The sequence below is a fragment of the Prevotella marseillensis genome, assembly GCF_900625065.1.
GTDB classification, from domain to species: domain Bacteria; phylum Bacteroidota; class Bacteroidia; order Bacteroidales; family Bacteroidaceae; genus Prevotella; species Prevotella rara.
The window spans coordinates 1648162-1662833 of record NZ_UYXY01000001.1 but is presented as its reverse complement, the minus strand read 5'-3'; the positions used below and the strand labels follow the sequence as shown (position 1 = coordinate 1662833).

The window sequence follows — 14672 nt, the reverse complement described above, 5'->3', positions numbered from 1 at the left end:
CTGTGAAGTCGGCCACGTCTTGTTTGTAAAGTTATGTTGGCTGCCGTGTCTTTCCGTATGCCGCCATTCTGTGGTATTACGTTTTATATGTTTAATTTGTTTCTTATTATTTGTAGGAACAAATAATTTTCATTATCTTCGCAAATAAATAAGATTAGTGTGTATGATAGAATATTTTGCCGATAATTTGTGGCAGATGTGGACTCTCATAGCCATTGTCTGTCTTATAGTAGAGCTTACCAACGGAGACTTCTATGTGATGTGTTTTTCCATTGGTGCGCTGCTTACGGTTCTTGTCTCGCTGTTTGTGCCGGGTTTTTATCTGCAGCTTTTCCTGTTTTTGCTGTTTTCGGTGTTGTGCATATTCTTTGTGCGTCCGTTTGCCATAAGGTATCTGCATGGCAGCCGTAAGGAGCGCCTTAGCAATGCCGATGCCATTATAGGCCGTACAGGCCGCGTCAGCGAGACCATCGTTGAAGGCGGATACGGGCGCGTGGCCATCGACGGCGACGACTGGAAAGCCGTTACGGCCAATGGCGAAAGTGTGGCTGTAGGGCAGAGCGTAAGGGTGATAGGGCGCGAGAGTATTATCATCACGGTAGAGAAAATTTGATTTAATAACCTAATAATCTTTTAAATTATGGACATCGTTGCTTATATCTTTATTGCGCTAATTATATGTGCGCTCATCGTAGTGAAGAAGAGTCTTGTCATCATACCTCAGTCGGAAACAAAGATTATAGAGCGTCTCGGCAAGTATTATGCCACGCTGAAACCCGGAATAAACATCATCATACCGTTTATTGACCGCGCAAAGGAGATTGTAACCATGCGCCGCGGCCGCTACATCTACAGCAACTCTATCGACCTTCGTGAGCAGGTCTACGACTTCGACAAGCAGAACGTGATTACAAAAGACAATGTGCAGACGCAGATCAACGCCCTGCTTTATTTTCAGATTGTAGACCCGTTCAAGGCTGTTTATGAGATAAGCAACCTGCCCAATGCTATCGAGAAACTTACGCAGACCACTCTGCGTAACATCATCGGAGAGCTTGAACTCGACCAGACGCTCACATCGCGCGACACGATAAACACCAAGCTGCGTGCCGTGCTCGACGATGCCACCAACAAATGGGGTATTAAGGTTAACCGCGTTGAGCTTCAGGACATCACTCCTCCTGAGAGCGTGCTTCAGGCAATGGAAAAGCAGATGCAGGCAGAACGCAACAAGCGCGCCACCATTCTTACGAGCGAGGGCGAGAAGGCTGCTGCCATACTTAAGTCGGAAGGTGAGAAGACAGCCATAATAAACAAGGCTGAGGCCGACAAGCAGATGGCCATACTCAACGCCGAGGGCGAAGCTCAGGCCAAGATACGCAAGGCTGAGGCCGAGGCAATAGCCATACAGAAGATTACTGAAGCTGTGGGCAAGAGCACCAATCCCGCCAATTATCTGTTGGCACAGAAGTATATCAAGATGCTCGAAGACGTTGCCAGCGGCGACAAGACCAAAACCGTTTATCTGCCTTATGAGGCCACAAACCTTATGGGCAGCATAGGAGGAATAAAAGATTTGTTTAAGTCAGAATAATAACTTTAAAATTTTTATGGTATAAGGAGACGTGAATAAGTTATAATGCCGGTTGGGGCCGAAGGTTGCTGCCGTTGGTGGCAGCGGGCCGTTACGGTGATGTGTCACTGTCTGGCCGCTGCTCAAATAGTGCGGCCGTTAGTCATTGCCTCATTAAGTCTATATAGAGTTCCGGCCGGATAACAGTTTGCGTTTCTCCGTTTATTTTATTTGTTATGTTGAATATTTGTATAGTTGCCGGCGCACGGCCAAACTTTATCAAAGTGGCTCCGCTTGTGAGAGCCGTTATCAAGGCCAAGGAAGAAGGCCGCGAAATCGACTACCGTCTGGTTTATGCAGGAACAAAAGAAGACGCCACGCTTGAGTCGTCTCTTTTCAGTGACCTCGAAATCAGTGAGCCTGATGTTTACCTGGGCGTCGACTGTGTCAGTCTTAATGAACTTACAGGCCGTGTCATGGCCGAGTTTGACAAATATCTTGAAGCCAATCCTGCCGATGTGGTTATCGTTGTCGACGACTTGGCTTCAACAATGGCTGTTGCCATTGTTACAAAGAAACACGGCGTTACGCTTGCACACCTCGTGGCAGGAACACGTTCGTTTGACATCAAGATGCCGAAAGAAATCAACCGTCTTGTCATCGACGGCCTTTCAGACCTTCTTTTCACGGCTGGTATGGGCAGCAACAGCATCGTTACGCGCGAAGGTGCCGAGCTGTCGCAGGTCTACATGGTGGGCAACATCCTTATGGATACGCTGCGCTACAACCGCGCCCGCTTTGTGCGTCCTGCCGTCCTCGATGAACTTGGCATCAGCGACAACCGCTATCTGGTTTTCACTCTTAACCGTAAGGCTCTTATTGCAGATGCCGACAACCTGAAGAAGATGGTTGTTGCCATGTGTCGTGCTGCAGGTGACATTAAGATTGTGGCACCGCTCCGTTCTGCGGCTAAGGCTGTTGTCGAGCAGTTTGCGGCAGAATGCGGCAATCTTGTCATTGTCAATCCTCTGTCATATCTTGAGTTTGGTTATCTAACGGCTAACGCCATGGGTATTGTTACCGACTCGGGCAATGTGGCAGAAGAAGCCACCTTCAACAGCATTCCCTGCATAACGCTTAACAGCTATACAGAGCATATAGAGACGGTTAAGTGCGGTTCAAACGTGCTTGTTGGCGAGAATGCAGAAAAACTGGCTGAAGCCGTTGCCGACATGGTTGGCGGAAATTGGAAGAAATGCTCGTTGCCCGACCGCTGGGATGGTCGCACGGCAGAGCGTATTGTGCAGATTCTTTTAGAAATGAAATAACAAAATGGAAAGGAAGGTTGTATTGATTACCGGTGCCACAAGCGGTATTGGCGAAGCTTGTGCGCGTAAGTTTGCCGAAGGAGGTTATGATTTAATCCTTACAGGACGTAATGAGGATAAACTTAAGGCAATATGTGAAAAGGTAAAGGCGTTTGGAGCTGACGTGCTGCCGCTGACATTTGATGTCAGAGACCGCGAAGCTGCCACTGCGGCTGTTGAGTCGTTGCAGGGAAAATGGAAGACTGTCGACGTGCTGATAAACAATGCTGGTCTTGCTCTTGGACTCGATAAGGAGTATGAGGGCGATTGGGAAGATTGGACAACAATGATTGATACCAATATAAAGGGACTGCTCATAATGACGCGTCTCGTTGTTCCTGCTATGGTAGAGCGCAACAAGGGCCATATCATCAATATCGGTTCTGTTGCAGGTGATGCTGCTTATGCTGGAGGAAATGTTTATTGTGCTACGAAAGCTGCTGTGAAAGCTCTTTCTGACGGACTGCGTATCGATGTTGCACACACAGCTGTGCGTGTTACAAACGTTAAGCCCGGGCTGGTTGAAACCAATTTTAGTGTTGTCCGATTCCATGGCAATCAGGAGAAGGCCGACAATGTATATAAAGGAGTTCAGCCCCTTACAGGCGATGATATAGCTGATGTTGCATTCTATGCAGCAAGTGCTCCTGAGCATGTGCAGATAGCTGAAGTGCTTGTTCTTGCTACGCATCAGGCCAACGGTACGGTTATCGACCGTAATCCTGACATGGTGGAGCATCTTTCATAATGAGCCGGTTGGTGTACAGTGCTGGCCCATCACGCCTGTATGCTGTTTGCAATATACTTGAATAGAGGTTTCATCTGGTCTGTTAGTTTGTTGGCAATACAATCCATGACAGAGTTACTGTATTACATAAACGAAAGAGGGACAAGCCTAAATGGTTTGTCCCTCTTTCGTTTATTGTCTATATTTTAAAATATAACATCATGTCTTTTTATTTGGCATCCTTGTTTTTGTTGCCTTCAGACATTTGTTTCCGCATAGTTATTTTACGGCATATTTCTTCTTGTTGATGATGTAAACACCTCTTGTCAAGCCGTCAAGTGCATTGTCTGCCTTTACGTTTGAGCGGATTTTTTGTCCGGCAATATTATATACATCAACATTATCGTTTGCGCCGTTGGTTATGCTTTCGATACCGGTTGACACTGTGTTTTTGTATAGACATACAGCTGTCTGTTGGCTGCTGGCCTTGTAGCAGGCAAAGCGCGGCTGCATTTTGTTGTAATTGATAAATCTGTCAGGGTAGGCTTTGTTGCCTATTTCCGTGTTGCCGTTGCTTATGCTTATTTCCCACAATGCGTTGTCCGTGTCAGCGTCGGTCTTGTTTCCCAGTTTATTATCACTGCTGTTCAGAGACAGATAGACGTTTTCGGTAGCATCATAGAACGTATAGTATCCGTTGGATGTTCCGAGGATAAGCTGGTAAGGCTTGCCGTCCTTGTTGACTTCTGTAGTTATCTGATTGTCTGATATGCTCACTGTTGCGCTGTTTCTTATGTTATTTCCGCTTTCTGCCAATGCTGTTCCTGCCTCTTCACACACGATGATATAACCGTATCCCACAGTCAGGTCATCGACAGACATAACCTTTTTGTAAGTCTGTTCGCCTTCTATCGGGTCTGGATCGGGATCTGGGTCAGGGTCAGGATCCGGGTCGGGAGTTGTTCCTGTTTCAGGTTCAACGTAGTTGTCGTAACTGAAACTGTCTGCGGTGTTATTGCCCCATACATATTGTTCAAGTCCCGGATAGTCGACATAAGGATTTCTGTTCTGTTGGAATCCGTACACGGCATTGTTTCTGTCTATCTCCTTTTGGCTCACAGGATCTTCCGCAGCCCATTTCAGCAGCATCTTCAATGCCCATTCGGTCAATGCGGGATACTTGTTGTGGGCCAGCATGTCGCTGTTCCAGGTTGATACATTCTCTTCATAGCAAGTAACCATATAGAAGTATATGCGTGCGAAGTCGCCTTTGTATTCGTCGTTTGGTTCAAATACAATGCCGCTGTATCCGCTGACAGACGAAGGGCCTAGTTTGCTGAAGCCTCCTGCTGATGTGTATGAGGGGCTGTCTGTTTCGCCAAAAGGATAGTTGCTTCGTCTTCCGTTGACGTATCCGTCGGTCGGTACGAGATGAACGAGGTCGGTATACATCGGCCTGGCATCGTCAAACCAACTTTTGGGCATAGAGTGCTCGCGGTTATATACATCGCCTTCGTTTTTATAGTTTCCAGCCTGGTCGGAGCCGAAAGTAAAGTTTGTGATACTTGAATACATATCCCATACTTTTCCGTCGTCGCGTACGTCTGTTGTTCTGAAGCAGTCCCACAAAGCGTCGTATGACAATTCCTTGTGGTTTCTGATAATTTCAGAAAGCGCTGTTTTCAGTTCGCTTCCTTTCTTGCCGTCAGCGTTCTTGTAGTAAGTTCCGCTGTTGTTGGGGCCTTGCGCAAACAGTTGAGTCAGCGTCAAGATCAGGCTGTTCAGCACGACCGTTCTTTTAAGGTTGATCATATTTTAAGTTTTATGTTTATTTTATAAAAGCCAAAAGAGGTTATTTGCAGGTTTTCTTGCCTCTCTTTTCCCATTCTATAATACCTCCGTCAAGGTCTATCACCTTGTATCCTTCTTCAGCCAGAAGTTGGGCTGCGTCAGCGCTTCTTCTTCCGCTTCGGCAGTAAACTGCAACAGTTTTGTCCTTTTTCAGTATCTTGCGTGCCTTTGTCATAAAGTCTGGTTGCAGTTTGTCGATGTTAATAACACTGTCGGCATCGATGTGTGCCTCGTTAAACTCTTCTGCTGTCCTTACGTCAAGCAATTGTACGCTGTCTGAAGAAATGACAGTTTCAAATTCATTGGCGTCAACAGTCTTGAAGTTTTGTTGTCCGCAGCTGAACAAGCTGCCTGAAACTAACGTCATGATTGATAAAATTAATCTGTTCATAAAATAAGAAATATTCCGCAAATATACTTATTTTGACTCAAACAGAAAATGCCTGCCAAGGATTTTCATATAATTTTATCATATTGGCAGGTTGGCTGTTATTGTTCCTTTGGTAATAAATATTTATACTGACAGAATGAAAAAGGTTGTTATCAGTCTGGCTGTTTCAATGCAAATCTTACCACCAAAGGCAGATGGTCACTGTAGCCGTTGCGGTATTTCCATGCTCTGTATGTGCGGTATGGCTGCACTCCGCCGTATTTTTCATCAGGCTCAAGCATGAATGTCTGGTCGTTTATTCTTCCGAAGACCTTCATGTCATAAAGCCTTTGGCTCACCATAATATGGTCAATGCTGTTCCACTCGCCTTTATATTTGTATGTAGCTTTAGCTCCGTTGCTGCCTTTAGCGTCATGTGAGGCGTTTTTCATTCCATGAAGCTGCAGTTGCATAAGTGCCTTGCTGTCAGCATAGTCATTAAAGTCGCCGGCAATTATAATGTTTGGGTCACTGCTGGCAAGACGTATTGAGTCGATAGCTCCGCATAATGTCTTGGCGATAAGCCTTCTGTGTGGGCGTGTCGGCTTTTCGCCTCCATAGCGGCTTGGCGCATGAACTACGAATATATGCAGCGTGTCATCGGTTATAATTCTTCCTGCCACATACAGTATGTCGCGTGTCGGCCTCATTCCCTCCATCGGTCTTATGCGTAGCGGATAGTGCCGTATTGGCTGAAAATGCATGGGGTCGTATATTAAGGCTACGTCTATTCCTCTTTCGTCAGGCGAGTTGGTCACTAAATATTCGTAATTTGCGTTGCGTAGCAGTGAGCGTTTGGTAAGATCTCGCATAACGCTGTCGTTCTCAACCTCACATAATGCAACGAGGTCTGGCAGATGCCAGTCTTTGCCGTCTATTCCGCATGAGATAATTGCCTTTGAGATATTGTTCAGCTTATTCCAATATTTTCGTTCTGTCCACTTGCGGTCTCCTTCAGGAGTGAATTCGATGTCGTTTTTCAGACTGTCGTGTCTGAAGTCAAAAAGATTCTCACAGTTAAATTCCACAAATGTGAGAAAAGCCGTTAGAAAAAGAAATGTGTTCATGATATTAGTCGTTGTCAGGTTATTAGCTTTGGTCGTTTTTGGCAGGAAGGTATATCTGCCGTGAGTTGTTGCCCTATGTCTTATTATCTGTCTATGGCAATGTCACGTCTTACGTTGTCGCGTATCTTTGTTAGATATTCTTTCATGCCTTTGGCGTCTTTGTTGTCAATTATCTCGAGCAGCAGTTTCAGTTCAGTCCTTATCTGTTCCACCTGTTCTGATGTGTACGGATTGAACAGTATTTCCTGTAGCAGAAAATCGTCTTCGTTGAGTACACCTTTGGCAATGTTCATATGGCGTTTGAACGTTGTTCCGGGAGCGTCTTGATGCTTCATGACTGCCGCAAAAACAAATGTGCTGACGAAAGGAATGCTCAGTGAGTAGGCGACTGTCTTGTCGTGCTCTTCAAAAGAATACTCATATATGTTGAGGCCGAGCCGGCTGTACAGATCTTTAAAGAAGATTCGTCCCATGTAGTCGCCTTCGCTTATTATTATGGCGTTTTCATGGCTCAACTGGTTTAGATTGGCAAATGTTGGTCCGAACATAGGATGAGTGGATACATAGCGATGTCCGCAGTGTTCATAGAAGTCTTTCAGGCCGGTCTTTACAGACGAGATGTCGCTTATTATGCAGTCGGCCGGCAGATGTGGCATAACTTCTTTGAATGCCGATATGGTGTATTTTACTGTAACGGCGTTGATCACAAGTTCCGGACGAAATTCGTCAATCTCATCAAGTGCAGTAAAGCGCAATGTGTTGTAAGTAAATCTCAACCGTTCGGGATTCTTTTCATATACTGCGGTTTCGTGCTCAAAACTGAGTAAATCGAGAAAGAAGCTTCCCATTTTGCCTGCGCCTAGTACAAGTATTCTCATGTTTTTCGTATTTTGGTATAAGCAGGCGGTCTGCACGCGCCATCATCAGTTTTATGAATGGCGCGTGCGTTCCGTATACTTATATTATTGGTTTATAATCTCTATTTGTTGTCTTACCGACTCTTCGTGAACAGCTTCAAATATCGTCTTGATGAAATTTGGGTCCATTCCGCATAGTGAGCCTTGTGCACCTCGTTTATTCAGAATTTCGTTGTAGCGAGACGTCTGCAGAACGGTCATGTTATGTTCCTTCTTGTAATGTCCTATTTCACGGCACACTCTCATCCTTTTTGACAGAAGTTCCATAAGCTGATTGTCGAGGTCGTCAATCTGTTTGCGCAGCGCGCTGATTCCTTCAGTTGTTACGCTTTGGTCACGAATGACGAGAAGTCCCAGTATATAGTCAAGAATGTCGGGAGTTATCTGCTGCTTTGCATCGCTCCATGCCTTGTCCGGGTCACAGTGGCATTCGATAATCAGACCGTCAAAACCCAGATCCATGGCCTGCTGGCACAGGGGGGCTATAAGTTCGCGACGTCCGCCGATATGGCTTGGGTCGCAGAATATAGGCAGTTCGGGTATGCGTCGGCGCAGCTCGATAGGAATTTGCCACATGGGCAGATTGCGGTAAATCTTTTTGTCATAGCTTGAGAATCCGCGGTGTATGGCTGCGATGCGCTTTACGCCGGCCTGATTGATGCGTTCCATGGCTCCAATCCATAGCTCAAGGTCAGGATTTACAGGATTTTTTACAAGTACGGGTATGTCAACGCCTTGCAGACTGTCTGCAATGGCCTGCATGGCAAAAGGATTGGCTGATGTGCGCGCACCTACCCACAGGATGTCAATGTCATATTTAAGGGCCAGTTCAACATGTTCGGGTGTTGCCACTTCTGTAGAAGTTAGCATGCCTGTTTCTTCCTTAACCCTTTTCAGCCACGGCAGAGCTGCCTCACCGTTGCCCTCGAAGCCTCCGGGCTTTGTGCGTGGCTTCCACACACCGGCACGGAATATATGGCAGCCTTTGTAAGCCAGCTGGCGTGCTGTCTCTATAACCTGTTCTTCTGTTTCTGCTGAACAGGGGCCTGCTATTACGGTAAGTTTTTCGTTGTCGCTGGGAAGGTTCAGCGGTAGTAAATCAAGTTCCATAATTGTATTTTCTTTTATTTGTTGTTTCGAATGTTAGTAAGTATCATTTCTGCTTCATGCCCTTTATGCGGCTGAGAGCCTCCTCAATCTTGTCGTCTTTTGCACACAGCGATATGCGTATATATCTTTCGCCGTTGCTCCCGAATATAAATCCCGGCGTGATGAACACTCTTGCCTCATGCAATATACGTTCTGTGAGTTCCTCTGCATCGTTATATTTCTCAGGAATTTTGCCCCACAGGAACATTCCGACCTGTTTGGGGTCGAATGTGCAGCCGAGTTCTTTCATTATTTGTTCGGCTGTGTCGCGCCTTCTTCTGTATGTCGTTATGTTTGCCTGGCGGTGCCATTCGTCGCTGTTATTATAGGCCTCGGCGGCGGCAAGCTGTATTCCGCGGAATGTTCCCGAGTCAATGTTGCTCTTTATTTTGAGAATCCATTCAATAAAACGGCTGTTGGATGCACACATGCCGACGCGCCATCCCGGCATGTTATGACTCTTGCTCATGGAGTTGAACTCTATGCAGCAGTCTTTTGCCTCAGGAATTTGCAGCATCGACAACGGCTTCTCGTTGAGAATGAACGAGTATGGGTTGTCATTCACCACAACTATTGAATGTCTTTTTGCAAAGTCTACAAGTTTGCGGTATGTATCCTCCTGCGCATTTGCTCCTGTAGGCATGTTTGGATAGTTGGTCCACATCAGTTTCACCTTGCTCAGGTCCGTTTTCTCAAGCTCATCAAAGTCTGGCTGCCATCCGTTGTCTTCACGCAGATTATAGTTGACCACCTTTGCGCCAAGTATTTTGCTGAGCGAAGTGTAGGTAGGGTATCCAGGATTAGGCACCAGCACCTCATCGCCGGGATTGACAAAGGCAAGCGTTACGTGCAGTATGCCTTCCTTTGAGCCTATGAGCGGCTGTATTTCTTTCTGAGGGTCAAGCTCAACATTGTACCAGCGTTTGTAAAATCCGGCCATGGCCTCACGCAGTTCCGGCGTTCCCATTGTGGGCTGGTAGCCGTGTGAACCGTCTTGTCTTGCCACTTCGCACAGTTTGTTTATCGCGGCTTCAGACGGCGGCATGTCCGGACTGCCTATTGCCAGGCTTATTATGTCCTTGCCTTCGGCGTTAAGCCTTGCCACCTCTTTCAGCTTGCGGCTGAAGTAATATTCGCTTACAGCCGAAACTCTTTCTGCCGGCTTTATGTTATGGTTTGGGTTGTTTTCCGTCATCTTGGTATTCTCCTAAAATTTTAAGTTCCTTTGTCAGCGGCATTATTGCGTCTATGCTTTGGCGATAGCGGGTCAGCTGGTTAAATGCAAGGTCAACATAGAACATATATTCCCATTCGTGGCCAATGATAGGCAGTGACTGTATTTTTGTCAGGTTGATTTTGTAGAACGAGAAGATGCTGAGCACCTGTGAAAGGCTGCCTTCCTCGTGAGGCAGAGAGAAAACAATACTTGCCTTGTTTGTCTGCTCTAGCGGACGCAGAAAGTCGGCTTTGTTAGGATTGCTTACAACCAGGAATCTTGTGAAGTTGTGCTTGTTGTCCTCAATAGATTCCTGCAGGATTTTCATTCCATAAAGGCGTGCGGCGTTAGCGTTGCATATTGCGGCCCATCCCTTGCATTTGTTCTCAGAGATAAACTTTGCTGCTCCGGCCGTATCTTGAGCTTCTACAGCTTTCATTTCCGGATGTCCGGCAAGAAATCCGCGGCACTGCATAAGTGCGACGGGGTGGGAGTGTACCTCGGTTATCGTTTCCCATGAGTCTTCCGGCAGACAGCATATGCTGTGCTCAATGTGCAGTTTGTGCTCGCCGACGATGGTTGTTCCCGAGTCGCGCAGCAGTTCATAATTGTGGAGCAGCGAACCTGCTATGGTGTTCTCTATTGCAAGCATGCCTATCACCGTAGGGTCGTGCTTTATGTTCTCAAACACTTGTTCAAACGTCGAGCAGCATATCAGCTGTATTTGTTCGTCCTTGAAATACTGATGTGCTGCAATGTCGTGAAACGACCCGATTGAACCCTGTATTGCTATTCTCTTCATGTTTATTTATTATTTTCTTTATAATGAAAAATCCCGCCTCATTGTTATGAAGCGGGACTTGTTTGTATCTTTCTTAAAAGATTGTCTTGTCATAAGTTGAAATCTACACGCAACTTCCCGCTTCACAATTCCTTGCAAAGTAAAAATAAAAGTAAAAGAAAGATGCGTATAAATTATTTCTCATTTTTGATATATTTTCTTATTTGCTTGCAAAAGTATAATATTTAAATGACACCTACAAACATTTTATATTAAAATTTTGTTATAAGGTTTCATTTTTGCTTTTTTATTATTATAATAATGTCTTATTGTATATCAGAACACTCCGTATGGATCCATAGACTTGTATTTCTCCTTCACTTTGTTTTCTATTCCTTCTTCGTCGTTGTTCTCGGGCAGCTGTGCCGTCAGTTCTTTGGCGTGTTCAATGTCTTCGTTTCCGCCTTTCTCGTCGCCTGTTGCAAGCCGCAGTTCTCCGCGTTCGCGGTATGCATCGATGTTGAACGGATTGGCATCGGTCACTTTTGTATAGTAATCTTTTGCTGCGTCGGTGTTGCCTTTAGCCCGTTCAATTCTGGCTTTCAGCATCATAACGTCTTCGTTGTCCTCGGTGTGTTCAATAAGCCATGTGGCGTCTTCGTCAGCCTCGTCAGTGTCGCCGTTTTTCAGTAATGTCTCTCCGCGCAGCAGGTAGGCGTCGCCATAATCTTCTTTAAGAGATATTGCCTTGGTCAGCATTGCCACGGCGTTGGTTACGTCCTCCTGTCCGATGCACGCCCTTGCATAAAGATACATCACTTCGGCTGTCTTGTCGTCAATGAGCATTGCCTTTTCGCATGCCCCGGCCATGGCTCCGTAGTCTTCCATCATATATGCCACGTTGGCCATGCGGATAAATATCTGCTGATTGTCAGGTTGTGCTTCGGCCAGTTTCTGCAGCTGTTCGTAGGCCAGCGTAAGTTCGCCGGTGCGTATGTATGCCTGCGACAGATAGTCGTGTATCTCGAGATCGTCCTGCATCTGCAGGGCATGAGTGAAGCATCTTATTGCAAATTCGGCCTGACCGGCACGCAGTGCACGCACGCCGTCGTATTTCAACACGTCGAAGTTTTTAGCCTCTTCGGCCTTTTTCTTTTCTTCCGGCTTTTCTTCTTTACTGCCGAACAGAGCTTTGAAGAATTTCATATTTTAGTATGGTGTTTGTTGTTTTTTATGATATTAATTTAGTGTGCCGGATGCCATGCGCCCGTTTTTTTAGTCGTTGCATGTCAGGCGCGGCATCATGCGGCGTTAATTGTGCAAATATACTAATTTGTGATGATATCTGCAAATAAAACGTCAATGTTTGTCCTTGCCGACGGCGGCTTGTCTAGAGTCGTGTTTTTCTGTCCATGCATTGCCCCGTATGCGTATAGGCCTTTACTTCATATAGCTGCAATATGTCTGACTAAGAATGAATTAGAGTTAATTATGATGAAAAAAGGCAGTATTATTTTGAGTTTTCATGCTTACGGATTAATTTTGCCTGTGATGAAAAAGTTGTTGATTATATTGTTTTTATGTGTGTCGGCAGTTTCTGTTTATGCTCAGGAAAACAGACGGCACATAGCTGTTACCGACACTATTGACGGCTCTGATATGATGCCGCAGAACGAAATAATAGGTTCTGCCGACGGTCCTACTCATGTTTATCTTCAGGACGGAGACTTCGGCGTAGGCATGCCGCAGACCGACTCGCTCCACCTTCCTGCTTTCGATTCGTTTGGGCGTATGTATGTAAACATGTATCCGCTCGACTGGTGCGGCGCATATAATTGGGAGTTGCACAAAGGACTTAATGTTAACCTCGGCGCATCTGTTTTTGCCTCGTTCGGCAAGGGCGCATGGCGTGGTTCGGGGTTTGGGCAGAACATAGCCGCAATGTATGCCATACCGGTGAACAATAAATTGTCGATAGCCGTTGGCGGATATCTCAATCATCTTTATTGGACAAGCGACTCATACATGAATGCAGGGCTCAACGCCGTGATAGGCTATAAGTTTGACGAGCATTGGGAAGGTTATATCTACGGACAAAAGTCGCTTTCTAACAAGCGTATGCCTTATCCTCTTTATGATATAGGCAATATTGGCGACCGCATAGGCGCAGCCGTAAAATATAACTTCAGTCCGAGCTTCAGCATTCAAGTGGCTGTCGAAGGCCGGACTATGAAGTAAATGATACAGACTTTTTTGTTATGAATGGCAATTCTATGTTTGAGTTGTCATTATTTTGTTGTGGGGTACGTTTGTTTAAGGAAATCCTGTAAATTTATAACTTAAATAATTGATATTAAAATCGATATGGAACCTAAGAATGAAGAAGAAATGAAAACTATTGTTGGAAAGATAGAAGGAAAGAAGAATGGTTTTAATCTCTTTATGTCAATGTTCAATTGGTATAACGAGAAATATTTGCATTCAAGTTTTATAAGTATGATGTTATCACTTGATGAAAGATATCTCAAGCTGTTCATTGAGGAAATAAAAAAGAATGATGATAAAGGTAATTTTTGTGTTGAGGATTTTTGTAAATGCGTTGTCTTCCCAAATATAAATGATCACGCAGAAAAACTAAATATAGATATTTTGATTACTTCAAAGACAACAAACAAGGTAATTATCATCGAGAACAAAACATTTGCAAAAGACAGAATAGTAGATGGTAACCCACAGCTTTTAGGTTATGGGAAGAAGATTATAGAATCAGCAGAATTCAAAAATATTAGGGATGAGAAAAACATTTATTACGTGTATCTGAGTCTTAGAGGTGTGTTCCCTTCTGAAAAAGAAGAGTTTGAGGATAAGAATTTGATAACAATAAGCTATGATGTCAACATAAGAAACTGGATTAAAGCATGTATTGAGTTGGAAACAGATGATTTTAAGAAGAGTTTGATGCAACAATATCTTGATATGATTGATTTTGCTCTACCTGCTGTAAAAGACATTCTTGATTTAAAAAGACTGGTTGCAGGAAATCTTGACGACGCATTTTCTATGTATACTTCTGAAGAAAATAAAGATGTTGATGATTTTAAAGATGCACTGAAACATGTGATGTGGCATACAATAGATGATTTTATTACTGATTTGATTAATAAAATGAAATGCATAGAAGGCATCACCTTTAATATTCCCATATCTAATGGAGAATATCAAATCAATAAGACAGATTTGCATCAAAAAATCACTCGAATGGCTCACAATAAGACAGGTAAAGCAGATGTTCCGTTTAATTATAAAGGTGAATCTTACAATATATGCTTTAGTAGTAAGGGCATAGAGCTGAGTATTGATGATGAAAAATCAAAAGAGATTGATTATTTAAGCGGAATCAACTTCTGTAATTTTAAATGTCGAGAAACTTTTGATATGATAAACAAAGACGAAGCTAATATAGAGATAGAAAAGGTAATTGATAAGATAAAATCAAAATTGAATATTACGGAATAATGATTTGTGATTTTATTTTAAATAAAAATGTACTGAAATACTAAAAATAAACGGCTGAGTTTTGCATAAAAACTCGGC

At 44.4% G+C, this 14672-nt stretch carries 14 protein-coding genes; 6 read left to right on the top strand and 8 right to left on the bottom strand.

What is annotated here, in order from left to right; genetic code table 11:
- Nucleotides 1–163 precede the first annotated feature (163 nt).
- The 4 genes from EJL04_RS07020 (at nt 164) to EJL04_RS07005 (ending at nt 3688) form a co-directional block, all read left to right on the top strand.
- The gene (locus EJL04_RS07020; protein WP_125104492.1) at nt 164–613 is read left to right on the top strand and encodes an NfeD family protein; all 450 of its coding nucleotides are present in this window, start codon (nt 164–166) and stop codon (nt 611–613) included.
- A gap of 27 nt (nt 614–640) precedes the next feature.
- Nucleotides 641–1594 carry an SPFH domain-containing protein gene (locus EJL04_RS07015; protein ID WP_021853335.1) on the top strand — a complete coding sequence of 318 codons (954 nt, stop codon included), beginning with the start codon at nt 641–643 and terminating at the stop codon, nt 1592–1594.
- Nucleotides 1595–1812: 218 nt separating this feature from the next.
- Nucleotides 1813–2901, top strand: a complete 1089-nt coding sequence (locus tag EJL04_RS07010; RefSeq protein WP_125105317.1) for a UDP-N-acetyl glucosamine 2-epimerase — start codon at nt 1813–1815, stop codon at nt 2899–2901.
- Between the two features lie 4 nt (nt 2902–2905).
- On the top strand, nt 2906–3688 hold the full coding sequence (locus EJL04_RS07005) for an SDR family NAD(P)-dependent oxidoreductase (protein ID WP_125104491.1): 783 nt from the start codon (nt 2906–2908) through the stop codon (nt 3686–3688).
- A gap of 258 nt (nt 3689–3946) precedes the next feature.
- Here EJL04_RS07005 and EJL04_RS07000 read toward each other — a convergent pair whose 3' ends face one another.
- The 8 genes from EJL04_RS07000 to EJL04_RS06965 form a co-directional block, all read right to left on the bottom strand.
- On the bottom strand, nt 3947–5479 hold the full coding sequence (locus EJL04_RS07000; RefSeq protein ID WP_125104490.1) for an endonuclease: 1533 nt from the start codon (nt 5477–5479) through the stop codon (nt 3947–3949).
- Between the two features lie 40 nt (nt 5480–5519).
- The gene (locus EJL04_RS06995) at nt 5520–5885 is read right to left on the bottom strand and encodes a rhodanese-like domain-containing protein (protein WP_241209957.1); all 366 of its coding nucleotides are present in this window, start codon (nt 5883–5885) and stop codon (nt 5520–5522) included.
- 176 nt (nt 5886–6061) lie between these two features.
- A complete protein-coding gene (locus tag EJL04_RS06990; protein ID WP_125104488.1) occupies nt 6062–7015 on the bottom strand; it encodes an endonuclease/exonuclease/phosphatase family protein in 954 nt (317 codons plus the stop codon).
- Nucleotides 7016–7098: 83 nt separating this feature from the next.
- Nucleotides 7099–7893 carry a prephenate dehydrogenase gene (locus tag EJL04_RS06985; protein ID WP_125104487.1) on the bottom strand — a complete coding sequence of 265 codons (795 nt, stop codon included), beginning with the start codon at nt 7891–7893 and terminating at the stop codon, nt 7099–7101.
- 84 nt (nt 7894–7977) lie between these two features.
- Nucleotides 7978–9042: a bifunctional 3-deoxy-7-phosphoheptulonate synthase/chorismate mutase type II gene (locus EJL04_RS06980; protein ID WP_021853328.1), complete on the bottom strand. Its 1065-nt coding sequence runs from the start codon at nt 9040–9042 to the stop codon at nt 7978–7980.
- A gap of 43 nt (nt 9043–9085) precedes the next feature.
- Nucleotides 9086–10276: a pyridoxal phosphate-dependent aminotransferase gene (locus EJL04_RS06975; protein ID WP_125104486.1), complete on the bottom strand. Its 1191-nt coding sequence runs from the start codon at nt 10274–10276 to the stop codon at nt 9086–9088.
- Nucleotides 10251–11099, bottom strand: coding sequence for a prephenate dehydratase (locus EJL04_RS06970; protein WP_125104485.1), 849 nt, complete (start codon nt 11097–11099; stop codon nt 10251–10253). Before EJL04_RS06970 ends, EJL04_RS06975 begins: the two co-directional genes overlap by 26 nt.
- Before the next feature lie 315 nt (nt 11100–11414).
- Nucleotides 11415–12284, bottom strand: coding sequence for a tetratricopeptide repeat protein (locus EJL04_RS06965; RefSeq protein ID WP_021853325.1), 870 nt, complete (start codon nt 12282–12284; stop codon nt 11415–11417).
- Nucleotides 12285–12629: 345 nt separating this feature from the next.
- On the opposite strand from EJL04_RS06965, the gene EJL04_RS06960 reads away from it, so the two are divergent.
- Both EJL04_RS06960 and EJL04_RS06955 read left to right on the top strand, forming a co-directional pair.
- A complete protein-coding gene (locus EJL04_RS06960; RefSeq protein ID WP_241209956.1) occupies nt 12630–13316 on the top strand; it encodes a hypothetical protein in 687 nt (228 codons plus the stop codon).
- A 126-nt stretch (nt 13317–13442) separates the two neighbouring features.
- A complete protein-coding gene (locus EJL04_RS06955; protein ID WP_125104484.1) occupies nt 13443–14594 on the top strand; it encodes a PD-(D/E)XK nuclease family protein in 1152 nt (383 codons plus the stop codon).
- Nucleotides 14595–14672 lie beyond the last annotated feature (78 nt).

Bases quoted from the DNA above. Each gene is read 5' to 3' on its own strand.
- EJL04_RS07000 (WP_125104490.1), bottom strand. From the start codon at position 5,479: ATGATCAACCTTAAAAGAACGGTCGTGCTGAACAGCCTGATCTTGACG.
- EJL04_RS06955 (WP_125104484.1), top strand. From the start codon at position 13,443: ATGGAACCTAAGAATGAAGAAGAAATGAAAACTATTGTTGGAAAGATA.
- EJL04_RS06965 (WP_021853325.1), bottom strand. From the start codon at position 12,284: ATGAAATTCTTCAAAGCTCTGTTCGGCAGTAAAGAAGAAAAGCCGGAA.
- EJL04_RS06975 (WP_125104486.1), bottom strand. From the start codon at position 10,276: ATGACGGAAAACAACCCAAACCATAACATAAAGCCGGCAGAAAGAGTT.
- EJL04_RS06980 (WP_021853328.1), bottom strand. From the start codon at position 9,042: ATGGAACTTGATTTACTACCGCTGAACCTTCCCAGCGACAACGAAAAA.
- EJL04_RS06990 (WP_125104488.1), bottom strand. From the start codon at position 7,015: ATGAACACATTTCTTTTTCTAACGGCTTTTCTCACATTTGTGGAATTT.
- EJL04_RS06960 (WP_241209956.1), top strand. From the start codon at position 12,630: ATGAAAAAGTTGTTGATTATATTGTTTTTATGTGTGTCGGCAGTTTCT.
- EJL04_RS07005 (WP_125104491.1), top strand. From the start codon at position 2,906: ATGGAAAGGAAGGTTGTATTGATTACCGGTGCCACAAGCGGTATTGGC.
- EJL04_RS06970 (WP_125104485.1), bottom strand. From the start codon at position 11,099: ATGAAGAGAATAGCAATACAGGGTTCAATCGGGTCGTTTCACGACATT.
- EJL04_RS07020 (WP_125104492.1), top strand. From the start codon at position 164: ATGATAGAATATTTTGCCGATAATTTGTGGCAGATGTGGACTCTCATA.
- EJL04_RS06985 (WP_125104487.1), bottom strand. From the start codon at position 7,893: ATGAGAATACTTGTACTAGGCGCAGGCAAAATGGGAAGCTTCTTTCTC.
- EJL04_RS06995 (WP_241209957.1), bottom strand. From the start codon at position 5,885: ATGACGTTAGTTTCAGGCAGCTTGTTCAGCTGCGGACAACAAAACTTC.
- EJL04_RS07015 (WP_021853335.1), top strand. From the start codon at position 641: ATGGACATCGTTGCTTATATCTTTATTGCGCTAATTATATGTGCGCTC.